This is a genomic window from Carboxylicivirga sp. M1479, from assembly GCF_007097485.1.
In the GTDB taxonomy this organism is placed as follows: Bacteria; Bacteroidota; Bacteroidia; order Bacteroidales; family Marinilabiliaceae; genus Carboxylicivirga.
Genome location: NZ_VKDE01000018.1, coordinates 68179 through 84490 on the forward strand (window position 1 = coordinate 68179; position 16312 = coordinate 84490).

The following is a 16312-nucleotide window of genomic DNA, read 5'->3' on the forward strand; positions in this document are numbered from 1 at the left end:
AACCTGACCATATGAGAAGAGTAAAAAACTTACTAAAGCATCCCTTATTCATTTTTATAATTCTTGGTGCATTCATGTATGTCATCTATGGTGCTATTGGGCGCTTGGTTGATAGTAATGATAAAAAGATAGTTGTTAGTAATGCACAAATTGAATTATTGCGCGAAGATTATAAGCGTACATGGAGCCGCTATCCCACAGTTGATGAAATGCAGAATCAAATATACGGGCACATAATGGATGAAATATTCTATAAAGAGGCTGTGAATATGGGGCTTGATAAATCAGATATTGCCGTAAAAAAAAGGTTGCGCCAGTTGATGGAAATGATGTTGGATGATTATGTCACCGTGTATGCCACAGAGCAACAGTTAAGTGATTACTTACTTGCTAACCCAGAAAAGTTCAGAGCTGAATCAAGTATTTCATTTTCGCACTTATATTTTGATGTGAACGAAAAGGAAAAAGCAACAGCCGTACTAAACGAGCTTAGAAAAGGTGCCGATATCAGTAAATATGAGCATTATAGTTTAAGGATGTTACCAATTAGCTTTACGTCTGAAACACGCTCCAATGTAGCAAGGCATACAGGAAAAGAATTTGCTGAACAGGTATTTGATTTGGAGAAATTAATGTGGCATGGCCCAATAGCTTCGGTATATGGTTGGCATTTGGTATGGGTTGATGAGGTTCAAAAAGGCAAGGTTCCTGAATTGGATAAAGTGTGGGATTTAGTTGAGCGTGAATGGGCGGCTGAACAAAAAGAGATACGAAAAAAGGAAGAGTATGCATTGATGCGAGAGCAATACAAGGTTGTTTTTGAGGACTCAAAACGAGGTGTTAAGGATAATAGTTAATTAAAAAAAGATGAATAATACAACGATACATCCTTTATTATCACGACTAGATATCTTTAAGAGCTCGATTCTAAAATTGCTGCGTTTCTTGTTGACAGTTGCACTGTTGTTATGTGTTGGAGTGTCTGAGCTTTTAGCGGATGATCCAGGAATAGCCAAAGTTCGTTTGATTCAACAAAGTGATAGTTCTTTTCATTTTGAGGTGGATATACCGCAGGCTTTTTTGGGTTCTTTTAAAGAGCCTATTTTGCCCAATGGTTTTACTATCACCAACCCACAACGAGAATTTCAAGCAGAATGGGTAACATTAAAAGCAGATATTACTTGTAGTTCAGATGGGTTTCAAGCGAGTGATGTTATAATACTTCCCTGGGCGCGTAATGCGGTTGATATTACTGCACAATGGAATGATGGAAATACCTATAAAGGATTCTTTACACGCTCACTTAATGGCATTCATGTTCCGCTTAATCAAATTATGGCCGTTGAACATACATGGGCTGATGTGCTTAGTAGCTTTTTTATATCAGGTTTAAAACATTGGAAATTTAAGCTAGTGCATTTGTTGTTTATAGTATGCATCGCTCTGGCAGTACCTGTCAAAGGTGTATTTCGTTTGCTATTGTTATTTGCACTTGGTCAAATGACAACGATGGTGCTTGCTGAGATGCGCATCATCGGTTTCGATCTTCTTTATGCCGATTTGATTTTATTGCTACTGGTTATATATATCGCTTACTATTTATACCTAAGCAAGGTTCCTCCATATCTTTCAATATTGGTATTCTTCGTTGCATTGTTGCACGGTATTTCTTTTGGTAATGAGTTGCAAACCGAAAAGCTAATGCTTACTCAACGAATACAAGCCATATTTGCTTTTAACCTGGCCATTGATGCACTTAATTATGCCTCGGCTGGTTTGCTAGTTGTGCTTAGTTATTTTTCTCGGAAGTTAAATATTAAGTCTTCATTATTAGCTGTTTTTTCTGGTAGTATGGCCGTGTTTTGTGTTCTGTTCATTTTTGAAGATAACCTTTGGGCAGGAAAAAAACACACACTCGACTTTCAGAATTTAGGTAATGAAGTGATGGTTCAGACATCAACAAATAACCCCATAGAAAGCACAGGTGTATCAAGAAGCAAAGGCTTTATGACAACTCCTATTATGGTTTTTCTCTCGGTTGAGCCCTACGAAGTACGTAAGGAGGTATTGATAAAAGGAACTGAAGTTGTGAGAATTCTTGGATTAGAAGTCGATCAAGGCAACATCATGACCACTCAACAACAAGCCGAGATTAAAGCCAAATTAGTGCAGTTGATTGGTGAAAAAGATAGAACAATTGTCAATAACAGTGCTGTATTTGCCGAAAGTGTGACAGCGAACTTCGTAAGGCTCGGAAAAGGAGGTGTTAGTATAAATGAAACAGCTGTAGATGTGGTCCTCGATGAAGCAATTGTTGGCATATCGCTTAACTACCTGACTGATAATTATCCTGATTCAATTCGCTCGTCGTGGGACTTATTTCCTGAAACAAAAGACGTCGATTTATCAATGGTTGATCCTCATGCGACCATTGCAGCTGTTTTAAAACCCGAAAACAATAGTATTAAGTGGAAGAGTCGCATCAAGGGTTTTAAAGTACCAGCTCTTGAGCCCATTGAGGTAGAAAGTGAACCCATAGCCATAGTAAGTTATAGCTTATGGCTGTGTTTAATTGTTGTATTTATTGCATTGTGGTTCTTTAACAGGAGCCATGTTTACAAGGCACGCACAAAGGTTTACTTTTTGTCATTAACGATGCTGGGGTTTGCTCTATTCCCATTTGCTCGTCCTGCATTGGGTTTTTCTATTGTTTCTCATGCAAAGCCTTCCCTAGAAAAAGGCGAAATATTATTGAGCGATTTGCTTACCAATGTGTATCGCGCGTTTGATAAGAAGCAAGAAGATGAGGTGTACGATCGCCTTGCTTTGAGTGTAAGCAATGAACAGCTGGCCGAGATTTATTTGCAAAATCGTGAATCAATGGCTTTGGAGAATAGGGGAGGAGCACGAGCTACAGTTGATGAGCTTAGCATTAGCAAACTGCACAAAATTGACAAGATTGAAACAAATAACTATTTGGCCGATGTGGAATGGGCAGTGCGCGGTTCCGTGAATCATTATGGACATACGCATTATCGGCAAAATAAATACAGAGCTCTCGTGACCTTTATTATTGATGAGGAGGTTTGGAAAATAAGCGATATTGAAATACTCGATGCCAGGCGCTTGTATTAAAATGAATTGGTTTGGTAATGAATACATAAAGATAAAACTAGGATTAGCTTAATATATAAGGAGTCATGATAGAACTTAGTAATTTGGAATTTCATTACCCTGGGTCAGACTTTAAGCTGGCCATCGAGCAATTAAGCATCGCGAGGGGGCAAAAGGTAGCCGTAATAGGTCCAAGTGGATCGGGTAAAACCACTCTACTGAATCTTATTGCGGGCATCTTAGAGCCCAACAGTGGAGATGTTAAGGTAGGCGATCGGCACATTGTAAGCTTGTCAGACAAAGAAAAAAGAGATTATAGAATTAAGGACATAGGTTTTGTATTTCAAGATTTTAGATTGATCTCCTACTTAAATGGACTGGATAATATTCTACTGCCGTTTAAAATAAATAATAGCATCAAAGTAAATGGGGAAACTGAGGATTGGATAAAGCTTATGTGTGATGAAATGGCGATTAAAAGCAAACTAAGTAAGTTTCCCAATCAGCTCTCGCATGGCGAAAAACAACGTTTGGCAATATGTAGAGCTCTAGTTGCAAAGCCATCCATTATTTTGGCCGATGAACCAACGGGAAACCTCGATCCTGCTAACAAAACCAACATCATGCAACTCTTATTCTCGTATGCATCAAAAAACGACTCTACCCTCATAACGGTAACACATGATTATGACATGTTAAAGGGATTTGATACGGTAATTGATTTTAATGATTTAACATCTAAAAAGGCATGATTCAAAGTCTATACCTTGGTTTAAAATATTTACAATATCACATCTACCGAACACTTATTCTTATTGGCTCGATAGGTCTGATTATCTATTTGCCACTTGGTCTTCGTAAGCTAATTAGCGAAAGTGAGCGGCAAATGATGGCGAGAGCCGATTCTACACCACTAATTATCGGCTCTAAAGGTAATGCTACAGACCTAGTTATCAATAGTATTTATCTGGAGCAAAGTGATATTGAATTAATTGCTTACAGCAAAACCAAAAAGCTGGATAAATTGGGTTTTGGATATTCCATACCTTTAATATCAGTCTTCAATGCCCGCGACTATCCGATTGTTGGCACAACACTCGATTATTTTAATTTCAGAGGATTGGAGATAGCGTCAGGCCGTAACCTTCAATTTGTTGGCGAATGTGTAATCGGTAGTCATGTAGCCGATGAACTGTCACTCGCTCCCGGAGATAGTTTGGTTTCTTCGCCTGATAATTTTCTTGATTTAGCAGGTTCCTATCCTCTTCAAATGAAAGTGGTTGGGGTACTAAATACATCCAACACACCCGATGACAGAGCTGTATTTACTGATTTAAAAACCAATTGGGTAATCATGGGTTTGGGGCATGGTCATCAGGACATGAAGAAGGTTACCGACTTCAGCCTGATATTGGAGCAAGACAGCTCAAACATTACAGCAAGTGCCAAACTTTTTATCTATAACAAAATAAATGGGGAGGATTTGGAAAGTTTTCATTTCCATGGAGATGCCAATACTTTTCCTATAAGTGCTGTGATATTTGTGCCGGACCATCATAAAGCAGCCACGCTGCTGAGGGGGCGTTATAAAACAGAAGCTTTTAAAGAGCAAATACTTGTGCCATCCGATGTTGTGAGGCATTTACTTGAAAACATCTTTCGGATAAAACATCTGTTTAATACCGCCTTTATATTAGTGGGACTTGCAACCTTTTTAATATTAAGCCTAATAATCGCTTTAACACTGCGACTACGAAAGAAAGAGTTATACACCATGTTTACCATCGGTTCAAGTAAAACCAAAACAATCGAAATCATTTGCACCGAGCTTTTTGTTATAGTACTTGGAAGTATATCTCTGGCCATATTGCTATATGGAGTAACTGGCTATTTTGTAGAAGCTTTTATTCGTCAATTTATTCTTTAGTAACTAAACTATTCGTAAACTTAAATTTAACCAAATGAAGAACTTACCCTTGCTATTAATTGCATTCTGTTTGTTATCGTGCGGAAGCAAAAAGAATAATAAACAAAAAATAGCTGCTGATAAGCCAGTTGTTTCGGTGGTCAATTATCCACTCTGTTATTTTACTGAGCGTATAGGTGGTGATTTTGTTGAGCTTAATTTTCCAATAGATCAAGGATCAGATCCTGCATATTGGGTGCCCGATTCAGAGAGTCTTAGTTCGTTCCAGAAAAGTGATGTGATTTTTACCAATGGAGCCAACTATGCTCGTTGGCTAAATAACGTAAGTCTACCTGAGCGACTAGTGGTAAATACCTCAGCAACTATAGCTGACAAACTTATTGAAGTACAGGAGGGTGTTTCGCATAGTCATGGGGCTGATGGTGAGCATGTGCACACTGGCTTTGCCTTTACCACTTGGCTAAACTTTGAAATCGCGATTGAACAAGCGCGAACTATCCAAGTAGAGTTGATAAAACTATTACCAGAAAAAGAGAGCACGCTTAAAAAGAATTTTAAACTGTTGGAAAAAGAGTTGTTGGCCATGCATAAGCAACTACTTGATAATGGATCAGAAATGATGATTATTGGTTCTCATCCAGTTTATCAATATCTTTCATCAGCTTATCATTTACATATTCACAGTGTTCATTTTGAGCCAGGTGTAATGCCAACATCCAAACAATGGCACAATTTGGATCATTTGCTTGATCATCATCCTTCATCTGTAATGATTTGGGAGAATGAGCCAGGCGACGATATTAGAAAGGAACTACAGAAGCGAAATATTACAGTAGTTGTGTTTAGTCCTTGTGCCAATAAACCTGCACAAGGTGATTTTATGAGTGTAATGAATAGGAATATAAAGAGTTTGATTGATGTATTATCGTGATTGTATGTCATTAAAATTGTCTTTTTAATAACAAAGGCATATGATTGTTGCAGCTTATTAAGATGTTTATTTTAACCTGTTTAGATAACTTGACTATTGATGAAATAAGTTGTAATTTTTTTAAGTCATAATTTTAAAATAATCAAATCATAATAAAAAGGTATACTATGAAAAAAATGGTAACTCTCATTTGTGCCGTACTTATCCTTTCTGGGATGTCACAGGCACAGGATATTGGCTCACCTGATATGAAAAATATCAAAGGCCTATATCCCGGTGAAACTTATTCGCCCTACGCCAAAAGAAACTTCCCAAGTAATGTGTATTGGGGTGAAACACATTTACATACCAGTGTTTCTCTTGATGCTGGTTTGTTTGGTAATATTTTGGGGCATGAAGACGCTTATAGGTTAGTACGTGGAGAAGAGATTACTTCTTCAACAGGTTTGCCTGTTAAGCTAGGCCGTCCTTTGGATTGGGTAGTAATTACTGATCATTCAGATTTAATGGGCTTAGCAGTAGGGATACAGAAAGGATCTCCAAATGTTCTTGCAGAACCCCTTGGGAAAAAGTGGCACGAAGCCTTTGAAAAAGGTGGTGAACATGCGGGTAAAGCAGCATTTGAATTAATACAAAATTTCGCTCAGGGTACACTGCCTGAAAGTATGTTAAATGACTACAGTCCAGGTTCTAAAGTTTACAATAATCTTTGGCAAGACATTATTAATACAGCCGATAAATATAACGAACCAGGTAAATTCACCGCTCTTATTGGATACGAATGGACGTCTGTTCCGAAAGGTTTTAACTTACACCGTAATGTTATTCTTAGAGATGATAAAACCAGAGCCGGTCAAGTCGTTCCAATGGTAACACTGCCTCCTTTGGGTTCTACAGATCCTCTTGAGTTATACAAATGGTTGGAGATGTATGAAGAAAAAACAGGGGGGCAGGCTTTAGCATTAGCGCATAATGGTAATCTTTCAAATGGCTGGATTTTCCCTGTTGATAAAACCTATGCAGGTGGAGTTGTTGATAAGAATTATGTGGAGCAAAGAGCAAAATGGGAACCATTATATGAGGTGACTCAGATAAAAGGTGATGGTGAAACCCATCCTTATCTTTCGCCTGACGATGAATTCGCGGATTACGAAACATGGGATGTGGGTAATCTGGATATTTCAGAATTAAAGAAGCCTGAAATGTTATCAGGTGAGTATGCTCGCGAAGCCTTGAAGAATGGCTTAATGTTGGAAACCAAGTTTGGTACTAATCCCTATAAGTTCGGAATGGTAGGAGCCACAGATAGTCATACATCACTATCTACTGCTGAAGAAGATAACTTTTTTGGTAAATCGGTGAGTGTAGAACCATCAAAGCATAGGGTTGAGCATCCTTTTGTCAAATCAGAATTAGGCGAGATAAGCGGTGATATGATTGCTGCATCTGGATATCAAGGCGTTTGGGCTGCAGAAAATACGCGCGAGGCTATTTTTGATGCCATGGAACGTAAAGAAACCTATGCTACAACAGGCCCACGAATTCCGGTTCGCTTTTTTGGCGGTTGGGAATTTACTGATGATGATCTTAGAAGTAGAGCCCCTGCATTTGTAGGATATGAAAAAGGTGTGCCAATGGGTGGCGACTTACGTAAAAGCTCTGGAGTTAAAGCTCCAAATTTTATGGTATATGCCTTACGCGACCCTGTAGGAGCTAATCTTGATCGTATTCAAATCATCAAAGGTTGGGAAGACGATAATGGTAAACTACATGAACGAATTTATGATGTGGCTGTCTCTGGCGACCGTAAAATTGATAAAAAAGGAAGGTGCCACACGCCTGTTGGCAATACTGTTGACCTAGAATCTGCTAGTTGGAAAAACACCATTGGTTCTTCGGAATTAATGGCCGTATGGACTGACCCTGATTTTGATGCTAATGAGAAGGCTTTCTATTATGCACGAGTTATTGAAATACCTACACCGAGGTGGTTGGTTTATGATAAAGTACGTTTGGGAGCACATCTTCCAGAAGGTGTTGAATTAATTGGCCAGGAAAGAGCCTATACCTCACCAATATGGTATAATCCTCCAAAATAGCATATCAGCTTTAATAAAATAGTAAAGGTCAATAGAGTGTATTAACACTTTGTTGACCTTTTTTTGTAGTGCACTATCAAATGAGTCGACTTGTAAGTGTTCTTTACACTTGGCACAGAAATTATTGGATTGTCTTTAATATTTCTTGGGTTTTTCATCAACCCACCCTCGTATCACTATCGGTTTAACTACATTTTCAGTGAGGTTGATTGTAGGCAAGCCTTTCGTTGTTATAACTTAGGGGCTTTTAGATACTGATATAAGTATCCAATAATCAGGAGTTTTTCGTAGTGTTTAAACAATAAATCACTCCTTGAAGGAGTGATTTATTGTTTGCTTGTGGAGCTGCGGGGGATCGAACCCCGGTCCAGACAAGGAAGCTATGCGCTTTCTACATGTTTAGCTATGACTTATTTTTCGAGTAATAACTGGATCAAAGCCACCGATTATTACCTTATCCTCTTAAATTTCGGAAAAAACCCAAGGCTTATATTTTCCTAGTTTCGATTTTCCAGCATCTCTAATACGAACCGCCTCAAAACATTAGCATTCGTGAGATGTCTTGTTTCTGTACCTCGTACTGAAATAAAGCTAATCTACTATGATTCGATTAAGCAGCAAGAGCAAAATTATTTTCGCCAATTAAAAAGTTTGAGATCCGGGTTTTACGAGCCGGTACCACAACGCTCGACATGCTTACACACCACTTTGCCAAGCTGTCAAATCCACGTCAGCCCCTTTAAGTAATGCGATGCAAAAATAATAAAATATTGCTTGCTGTAACTATTAATTATACTGTTTTAGCGTAATTGGCTATAAGAAGTTTATTTTATAGAATAAAAAAAGCCGAGCAAAGTAGCTCGGCTTATGAAGGAAATTATATAGTAGTTATTTAGTGTGTGCTAACCAATCTGAACTATCTAGCATCCAATTTTCAATTGCTAAAGGAACTTCTTGAAAATCGATATCATTAAATACCGCTGACCAAGAATTAAGACTTAACATCCAATCTTCCAATAATAGAATTTCTTCAGTAAACTCATTGTTGGCATAGGCACCTGCTGTACTAAATACAGCCCACTCATTTGTGTTTAGCATCCAGCTTTCAAGAACCATGGCTTCCTCTTCAAAGTGTGTAGCTGAAGGGAGTGTATTCCATAGATTCAGGTCTGTCATCCATGTTTCTACTTCAATAGCTGGTTCTGTATATGTGGCACTACTGGCAATTGTTTTGTTAGTAATGTCAAACGGCTGACTCATCCATGGTTCAAGTGTTATTGTGGCTTCTGCTTCAGTAAACATTTCTTTCAAATTCACGGGATAGGTTTCTGTGATAGCCGTGTTTGCAACTGGCTTAGTTATACGTGAATTTACCATATATGACATGTCTTTGTAAAAATCTGCTTTTTCTTCTTGTTGGTATACCGAAAAGAAAATACTCAATGTGAATATACTTGCTGCAATTCCGAAAAATAGGTAATTGATTATTGAGTTTTTGTGGCTGTGGTTAACTGTAGTTTTCATCGTGATTTCCTCCATTATTTGTTACGTCTCTTGTATATCAGAATGTGTGCCAGATTCTGTAATGTCCAGTAGGATAGGGTTTAAGATTGATGGAGGTGGTTGTTGCTTGCTGTTTTATGAACGGATTTGCGACAACGTATTGTTCGCAATCGAACAAAAAAAATCCTGCCAATAATATTGACAGGATTTGATAATATAGTTTGCTATTACTTTATATAAAAGCTAACGATTAAGCATTTTCTAGCACCTTCATTACTTCAAGTACATGCTTACGACTTGTCTGTAACAATTGTTTTTCTTCTTCATTAAGGTCAAGCTCTATTACTTTCTCAACACCATTTTTACCAAGTATTACCGGTACTCCTAGATAACAGTCATCAATACCATATTCTCCATCTAATTTAATACAAACAGGGAATACGCGTTTTTGATCTCTAACAATGGCTTCAACCATTTGAGCTGCAGCTGAACCAGGAGCATACCATGCCGATGTTCCCATTAATTTTACTAATTCACCACCGCCAAACTTAGTTCTTTCAATAATTGCATTTAATTCTTCTTCACCAATTAACTCAGTAACTGGTATTCCGGCAACAGTTGTATAGCGAGGTAGTGGAACCATCGTATCACCATGTCCGCCCATTAATACTGCCTGAATATCTTTTGGAGAAACATTTAGTGCTTCAGCAAGGAAGGCGCGATAACGTGCCGTATCAAGGATTCCTGCCATTCCCATAACTTTTGTACGTGGGAATTTAGAAGTCAAATGAGCTTGATAAGTCATTACATCTAATGGGTTCGAAACAATAATGATAATAGCTTCAGGAGAATACTTAACAACCTGCTCTGTTACAGATTTAACAATGCCCGCATTCGTTGAAATTAGATCATCACGTGTCATACCTGGCTTACGCGGTAATCCTGAAGTGATTACAACAACATCTGAGTCAGCAGTTTTTTTATAATCATTAGTAGAACCAATGGTACGTGTATCGTACAAGTTAATCGGAGCTTTTTGCCAAATGTCAAGTGCTTTACCTTCGGCAACGCCTTCTTTAATATCAACAAGAACAACTTCGTTAGCGATTTCTCTGTATGCAAGAACGTCTGCACAAGTGGCACCTACATTACCAGCTCCAACAACGGTTACTTTCATAATAAAAACGTATTAATTAGTGTTATAATAAATTTCTCAATTTGGATTGCACTGAAAAAAAATGCTTAACACAAACCATGTGATTTGTTTAATTTTCAGCACACGCAAATATAAAACAATATTTACAGGCTACTTGGTTTTTCAAGGGTTTAACGTTTGTTAGTAAATGTAACCTGTGTGTTATTTTTAACTATATCAATCAATTATGAGTAATAATATTTAATGAAAAAATTCTCTATTTAAATATCGCCCCAATAATGTTAATAAGTGTAGTCTGTTTATTGTCCAGTAAAAAATATACTAGGGCAAAGGCTTGTCTGGTAGATTAACTACAAAATTTTTAGCTTTGTCAGAATTATAACAATAAGATGGCTTGCATGTTTAAAATTTCCAGAATATGATGAAAAATAGTTTCTCAATTAATTTAAAAGGATCTATAAAAACCATTGATAAGCCGATGGTAATGGGTATTTTAAATATAACGCCTGATTCATTTTTTGATGGCGGAAAATATCAATACCAAAAGGATGTTTTACATCGATGTGAGCAGATATTAAAGGAGGGTGCTGAAATTATTGATGTTGGTGCCTATTCGTCCAGACCAGGAGCTAAGCATGTGTCGGAGCAAGATGAGACAAAAAGACTGAAACAGGCTTTGAAATGGGTACGCAGCGAATATCCTGATGCTGTTATTTCTGTTGATACCTTTAGAGCTTCAGTGAGTGAAATGGTGGTGAATGATTATGCCGTAGATATAATCAATGATATTTCTGGCGGTATGATGGATGAAAAGATGTTTGGGGTTATCGGGAAGTTAGGCGTTCCATATGTTTTAATGCATATGCAAGGCACTCCTCTAAACATGCAGTTGAACCCTATCTATAAACATTTGATTAATGATATATCATTATTCTTTTCTGAACAATTAAAGAAACTTTATGCTTTTGGAGCCAAGGACATCATTTTAGACCTAGGATTTGGTTTTGGGAAAACTTTAGATCAAAATTATGAGTTGTTACGTGAGTTAAAGCAGTTTCAATTATTTGACTTGCCTTTACTGGTTGGTGTTTCTCGTAAGTCGATGATATATAAGTTGCTTGATGTAAATCCTGATGAGGCATTGAATGGCACAAGCGTGTTAAATACCAGTGCTTTATTAAGTGGTGCTAATATTTTAAGGGTCCATGATGTTAAAGAAGCCGTAGAATGTATTAATTTAGTGCATCAACTCACAAAAGCATAATCGTTAATGACATTTCTAGATATACGTTTCATCGATATAGTGGACATCGTTTTGGTGGCCTATTTAATGTTTCGTATTTATAAATTGATAAAGGGAACAGTTGCCCTTAATATTTTACTCGGCATTTTTGCGTTCGTATTGTTTTGGTTGTTAATCAAGGCATTTGGTATGGAGCTCTCATCAAGCATTATGGATAATGTGGTTAATGTGGGGGTGCTTGCCTTTATTGTGGTTTTTCAGCAAGAAATACGGCGTTTCTTATTGCTTCTTGGTTCGCGCTATAATGTAGGGGTTAAGTTTTCAATGGAAAAGGTGTTTATGTCTGAATCAAAAGGTATGATGACGATATACAACAAACCAGTAGTAAGAGCTTGCGTATCTTTAGCCAAAACTAAAACTGGTGCCTTAATAGTTATTACCAAGGATTCCGAATTGCTTGATTACGTGCAAACAGGTGAGTTAATTAATGGCGTTATATCATCTCAACTATTAGAGAATATTTTCTTTAAAAATAGTCCTTTGCACGATGGAGCGGTTATTATTACTGGAAATAAAATTAAAGCTGCTGGTTGTATTTTACCTGTTTCCCAAAATACCGACTTACCAAAAAGAGTTGGTTTAAGGCATCGTGCTGCGATGGGAATTACTGAATCGACTGATGCAGTGGCAATTGTGGTGTCGGAGGAGACAGGGCGAATTTCATTTTTTAGTAAAGGTCAAATGGAAATGGGTGTGGCTGAAGAAGAATTGCAGGAGTTCTTAAACAAATCCTAGGGAATTAAGTTGAATTATTAAGAAGTACACAAACATGGCTCAAAAGCCTCAACATATTAAAGTTGCCATTAGTGGGGCAACAGGTTTTATTGGTACAGCTTTAACAGATTTTCTTCGAGAGAATGGGTATGAGGTAGTGCCTCTGCTTAGGAAAGACTTTTTGAAATCAGCAGAACAACTGATGTTGAAAATTTCAGGCTGTTCCATTATCATAAATTTGGCAGGCGCGCCTATAGCCGCTAAGAAATGGACCATACCTTATAAAAAAGAGATTAAAAAAAGTAGGGTTGAAACAACTCGTAGACTGGTTGATGCAGTTCATCTTCTCGACAAAAAGCCTGATTTGTTTATTTCATCATCAGCGGTAGGAGTGTACGATAGTTTTGAGGTGCACGATGAGTTTTCGACAAATTATGCCAATGATTTTTTAGGAGAAGTTTGCCATAGTTGGGAGACAGAAGCATATAAAGTTCAGCATATTGATAAAGTACGACTTTGTATTGTTCGGCTTGGAGTTGTGTTAGGTAACGAGGGAGGTGCTTTCCCTCGGATGTTAACACCGTTTAAATATGGTTTAGGTGCTAAGCTTGGCGATGGCCATCAGGTTTTTCCATTTATTCATTTAAATGATTTGCTGAGTGCTTTTTGGTATCTCATACAACGTACTGAGTCGAGTGGTATCTATAACTTGGTGGCACCTCAAATGATCTCTAACCTGGAGATTACAAATGCACTAAAGGACAGAACCAGGAAAACGATATTACCAGTCATCCCAGAAAAAGTATTGAAACTTCTATTAGGTGATGGAGCCGATGTTTTACTGGTTGGGCAAAAAGTGATTCCTAAACGATTGCTGAATGATGAATTTCCTTTTGCTTTCCCTGATTTTAAATCAGTTTTAGATGATTTACTTCTCTAATTACAAGTGCCAATAAATAGCATGGAAATGTGCATAGGCCCCAGCTAGCACAAATACATGGAATAGGGCATGGTTGTATGGGATTTGTTTAATTTGATACAGAATGGCGCCTAAAGTGTAAAATGCTCCTCCTACGGCTAAGCATAGAAGAGTAGAAGATGATAGTGAATTAACTAGGGGTTTAATAGCGATTACCACTACCCAACCTAAAAGAACGTAACTAATGGTTGATAAAAGCTTAAATCGACCTGTATAAAAAAGTTTTAATGCGATACCGCCTAAAGCAAGGATCCAAACGCCTGATAAAAGAATAAGTGCCCATTGATCGCCTATGCCTAATACCAGAAAAGGAATGTAGGAGCCAGCAATCATTAAGTAGATTGCACAATGATCAAATACTTTTAACTTTTGTCGTCGCAAGGATTTGGTCTCCGAATGATAGAGTGTTGAAGCGGTGAAAAGTGCTACCATGCAGATGCCATATGTACTGTAAACAAAGTATTCGACTTCGTTACTAGCTTTTACAAGAAGAAAACCTAGGCCGATGGTGCCCAATATTATTCCAATTAAATGACTATATACATTTAGCTGTTCTTCAAGTGGAGAGTAGGAGTTTGGTTTGGCTTGCATTTTTTATTTCAAAGGTAAAAAGGAAAATGTAAGAGCTTATTGTTGGATTGAATTAAAAATGATAGGTGGAGGTTTTGAATAAAACAAAAGAGAGCAACTGCACTGTAGTTGCTCTCTTGGTTGATTTATGTTCTAGTTGCTAAGTTTATAAATAAACGATTGCAGTGGCTGGTGCGAAATTTTAACATGGCCAATGCAATCTTTAACGATTAAGGTGTTAGTTGTTGAATAAAGCTGATCAGTTAGATTGTATTCTCCATCTTTAAGTTGCCATTTTTTAATAATGTTTGATGGGATTTTAAGTTGATAAGCATGTGTGTCTTCAGCGTTAAAGTTGGTGGTGATTATTAATTGTTCGCTTTGCGACCAGCGAACAAAGCTAAATGCTTTATCTCCATATCCCTCTGTGTTACTTCTGTTAAAAGTATGTATCTCACTGTATTCTCCCATTAGTGCCGTGCTGTTAATGGTGAAATTTAGTAAGCGCTTATAAAAGTTTCTTAGTTCTTTTTCTGAGTTTGTAAGCTGTCCTCCATCAAACAGACCATTGTTAACCCACCTTTGATGATGCGGAACACCGATGTAGTCAAAAATACTGGTTCTGCTATGCGTTCCAAAACCTGCATTTTCATTACCTGGTTCGCCAACTTCCTGGCCAAAATACAACATGGTTGGCGCCGTACTTATACAAGCAGATACGACCATTGCTGGCATGCCTTTTTTAGCATCTCCTACAAATTCAGGACTTGCAATGCGCTGTTCATCATGATTTTCAAGAAAGTGTAACATGTTGTGCTCGATATCTTTCAACCCTTCTTGTATGGCAGGTAAGTTATCAGTTAATCCATGTCCTTGCATAATGTGCTTAAGCGTATCGTATAGTTCTACCTTATCGTACAAATAATCCATTTTACCTTTTAGAATGTAGTCGCGATAAAGGCTTGGATTATACACTTCGGCTAATAAAAAGGCATCTGGATTTTCTGTTTTAATAGATGAGTTTAAGTAGCTCCAAAATTCAACTGGTACCATTTCTGCCATATCAAAGCGAAACCCGTCTACCCCAAGTTTTGTCCAATAAATAACAATATCCCGAAATTTAATCCATGAATCAGGGAGAGTTTTATCTTTCCAAAATTTATAGTGAGCTTTATAATCCATTTGATCATATCCCTCGGGTAATGAGGGGAAATCTTTGGTGCCGTCGGGGCGAACCCCGTAATTAATTTTAACGGTTTCGTACCAGTCGTGAAAATGTGGCTGTGCCAATCGTGAGCCATTACCAGTCCATTTTGCCGGATTCTCATCAAAAGTGCCATTAGCCAAAGGATGTTCTTCGCCACCTAGTGGATGGTAGTTATTTTCTGCATTTGGAACTTTAAACGATTGTTTTGGTATGTAATAGAAGTTATTATTTATAGCATATTCAACTGACGTATCGTCATTGGCACCAAAATCACTGACCCCTTCAGGATTGTTTTTTCCTTCGTAATGTCGTGCGACATGATTTGGTACTATATCAATTAATACTTTCATCCCATGTTTATGAGTTCTTTCAACAAGCGCCAAGAACTCCTCCAAGCGTTTGGCTGGATCAAGAGCTAAATCAGGGTTAACGTTGTAATAATCTTTAACCGCATAGGGCGACCCAGCTCTTCCTTTTACAACATCTGGGTCGTCATTCGAAATGCCAAATGCTGTATAATCATTAATAACTGCATGATGAGGCACACCCGTGTACCACATGTGGGTTACGCCAAGTTCTTTTAGTTCATTTAAGGCCTTATCGTTAAAGTCATTAAATTTTCCAACCCCATTTTGTTCAATGGTGCCCCATGGTTGATTATTGGTATTGGTGTTTCCGAATAAGCGTGTGAATACCTGATAAACGACTGCTTTTTTCTCGGCTTCAACAACTTCTTGTTTGTTTGTGGATTGCTGACAGGCCACCAAAAGAAGCATCATCAGTAGTGTTATAAAAATACCTTTGTACAT

13 protein-coding genes and 1 other RNA gene are annotated in these 16312 nt (G+C 37.7%); 9 read left to right on the forward strand and 5 right to left on the reverse strand.

Features of this window, described 5'->3' with window-relative positions; translation table 11 throughout:
* Positions 1-11 precede the first annotated feature (11 nt).
* From FNN09_RS12215 to FNN09_RS12240, 6 genes are all read left to right on the forward strand, one after another.
* A complete protein-coding gene (locus FNN09_RS12215; RefSeq protein WP_143302647.1) occupies positions 12-857 on the forward strand; it encodes a peptidyl-prolyl cis-trans isomerase in 846 nt (281 codons plus the stop codon).
* A gap of 10 nt (positions 858-867) precedes the next feature.
* A complete protein-coding gene (locus FNN09_RS12220; RefSeq protein WP_143302648.1) occupies positions 868-3135 on the forward strand; it encodes a HupE/UreJ family protein in 2268 nt (755 codons plus the stop codon).
* A gap of 65 nt (positions 3136-3200) precedes the next feature.
* Positions 3201-3866, forward strand: coding sequence for an ABC transporter ATP-binding protein (locus tag FNN09_RS12225; RefSeq protein WP_143302649.1), 666 nt, complete (start codon positions 3201-3203; stop codon positions 3864-3866).
* Positions 3863-5041, forward strand: coding sequence for an ABC transporter permease (locus FNN09_RS12230; protein WP_143302650.1), 1179 nt, complete (start codon positions 3863-3865; stop codon positions 5039-5041). Before FNN09_RS12225 ends, FNN09_RS12230 begins: the two co-directional genes overlap by 4 nt.
* 34 nt (positions 5042-5075) lie before the next feature.
* Positions 5076-5972, forward strand: a complete 897-nt coding sequence (locus tag FNN09_RS12235) for a metal ABC transporter substrate-binding protein (RefSeq protein ID WP_143302651.1) — start codon at positions 5076-5078, stop codon at positions 5970-5972.
* A gap of 167 nt (positions 5973-6139) precedes the next feature.
* The gene (locus FNN09_RS12240) at positions 6140-8071 is read left to right on the forward strand and encodes a DUF3604 domain-containing protein (protein WP_143302652.1); all 1932 of its coding nucleotides are present in this window, start codon (positions 6140-6142) and stop codon (positions 8069-8071) included.
* A 337-nt stretch (positions 8072-8408) separates the two neighbouring features.
* On the opposite strand, the gene ssrA is transcribed toward FNN09_RS12240, so the two are convergent.
* The 3 genes from ssrA to mdh form a co-directional block, all read right to left on the reverse strand.
* Positions 8409-8809: a transfer-messenger RNA gene (gene ssrA / locus FNN09_RS12245) on the reverse strand.
* A gap of 150 nt (positions 8810-8959) precedes the next feature.
* Complete coding sequence (locus FNN09_RS12250; protein WP_143302653.1) at positions 8960-9595, reverse strand: hypothetical protein; 636 nt, start codon at positions 9593-9595, stop codon at positions 8960-8962.
* 229 nt (positions 9596-9824) lie between these two features.
* Positions 9825-10751, reverse strand: a complete 927-nt coding sequence (gene mdh / locus FNN09_RS12255) for a malate dehydrogenase (RefSeq protein WP_143302654.1) — start codon at positions 10749-10751, stop codon at positions 9825-9827.
* A gap of 397 nt (positions 10752-11148) precedes the next feature.
* Between mdh and folP the strand changes: the two genes are divergently transcribed.
* Genes folP through FNN09_RS12270 form a run of 3 tightly spaced genes read left to right on the forward strand, consistent with a single transcriptional unit; the run spans position 11149 to position 13687 of the window.
* Positions 11149-11994, forward strand: coding sequence for a dihydropteroate synthase (gene folP / locus FNN09_RS12260; protein ID WP_255434101.1), 846 nt, complete (start codon positions 11149-11151; stop codon positions 11992-11994).
* A gap of 6 nt (positions 11995-12000) precedes the next feature.
* On the forward strand, positions 12001-12768 hold the full coding sequence (gene cdaA, locus FNN09_RS12265; protein ID WP_143302655.1) for a diadenylate cyclase CdaA: 768 nt from the start codon (positions 12001-12003) through the stop codon (positions 12766-12768).
* A 34-nt stretch (positions 12769-12802) separates the two neighbouring features.
* Positions 12803-13687, forward strand: a complete 885-nt coding sequence (locus tag FNN09_RS12270) for a TIGR01777 family oxidoreductase (RefSeq protein WP_255434102.1) — start codon at positions 12803-12805, stop codon at positions 13685-13687.
* Here the strand turns inward: FNN09_RS12270 and FNN09_RS12275 are convergent, their stop codons facing one another.
* Complete coding sequence (locus FNN09_RS12275) at positions 13688-14317, reverse strand: hemolysin III family protein (RefSeq protein WP_143302656.1); 630 nt, start codon at positions 14315-14317, stop codon at positions 13688-13690.
* A gap of 132 nt (positions 14318-14449) precedes the next feature.
* On the reverse strand, positions 14450-16312 hold the full coding sequence (locus FNN09_RS12280; protein ID WP_255434103.1) for an alpha-amylase family protein: 1863 nt from the start codon (positions 16310-16312) through the stop codon (positions 14450-14452).

What these genes read in the sequence shown, in the direction of transcription:
- FNN09_RS12215 (WP_143302647.1), top strand. Translation starts at nt 12, where the DNA reads ATGAGAAGAGTAAAAAACTTACTAAAGCATCCCTTATTCATTTTTATA.
- FNN09_RS12220 (WP_143302648.1), top strand. Translation starts at nt 868, where the DNA reads ATGAATAATACAACGATACATCCTTTATTATCACGACTAGATATCTTT.
- FNN09_RS12225 (WP_143302649.1), top strand. Translation starts at nt 3,201, where the DNA reads ATGATAGAACTTAGTAATTTGGAATTTCATTACCCTGGGTCAGACTTT.
- FNN09_RS12230 (WP_143302650.1), top strand. Translation starts at nt 3,863, where the DNA reads ATGATTCAAAGTCTATACCTTGGTTTAAAATATTTACAATATCACATC.
- FNN09_RS12235 (WP_143302651.1), top strand. Translation starts at nt 5,076, where the DNA reads ATGAAGAACTTACCCTTGCTATTAATTGCATTCTGTTTGTTATCGTGC.
- FNN09_RS12240 (WP_143302652.1), top strand. Translation starts at nt 6,140, where the DNA reads ATGAAAAAAATGGTAACTCTCATTTGTGCCGTACTTATCCTTTCTGGG.
- FNN09_RS12250 (WP_143302653.1), bottom strand. Translation starts at nt 9,595, where the DNA reads ATGAAAACTACAGTTAACCACAGCCACAAAAACTCAATAATCAATTAC.
- mdh (WP_143302654.1), bottom strand. Translation starts at nt 10,751, where the DNA reads ATGAAAGTAACCGTTGTTGGAGCTGGTAATGTAGGTGCCACTTGTGCA.
- folP (WP_255434101.1), top strand. Translation starts at nt 11,149, where the DNA reads ATGATGAAAAATAGTTTCTCAATTAATTTAAAAGGATCTATAAAAACC.
- cdaA (WP_143302655.1), top strand. Translation starts at nt 12,001, where the DNA reads ATGACATTTCTAGATATACGTTTCATCGATATAGTGGACATCGTTTTG.
- FNN09_RS12270 (WP_255434102.1), top strand. Translation starts at nt 12,803, where the DNA reads ATGGCTCAAAAGCCTCAACATATTAAAGTTGCCATTAGTGGGGCAACA.
- FNN09_RS12275 (WP_143302656.1), bottom strand. Translation starts at nt 14,317, where the DNA reads ATGCAAGCCAAACCAAACTCCTACTCTCCACTTGAAGAACAGCTAAAT.
- FNN09_RS12280 (WP_255434103.1), bottom strand. Translation starts at nt 16,312, where the DNA reads ATGTACAAAGGTATTTTTATAACACTACTGATGATGCTTCTTTTGGTG.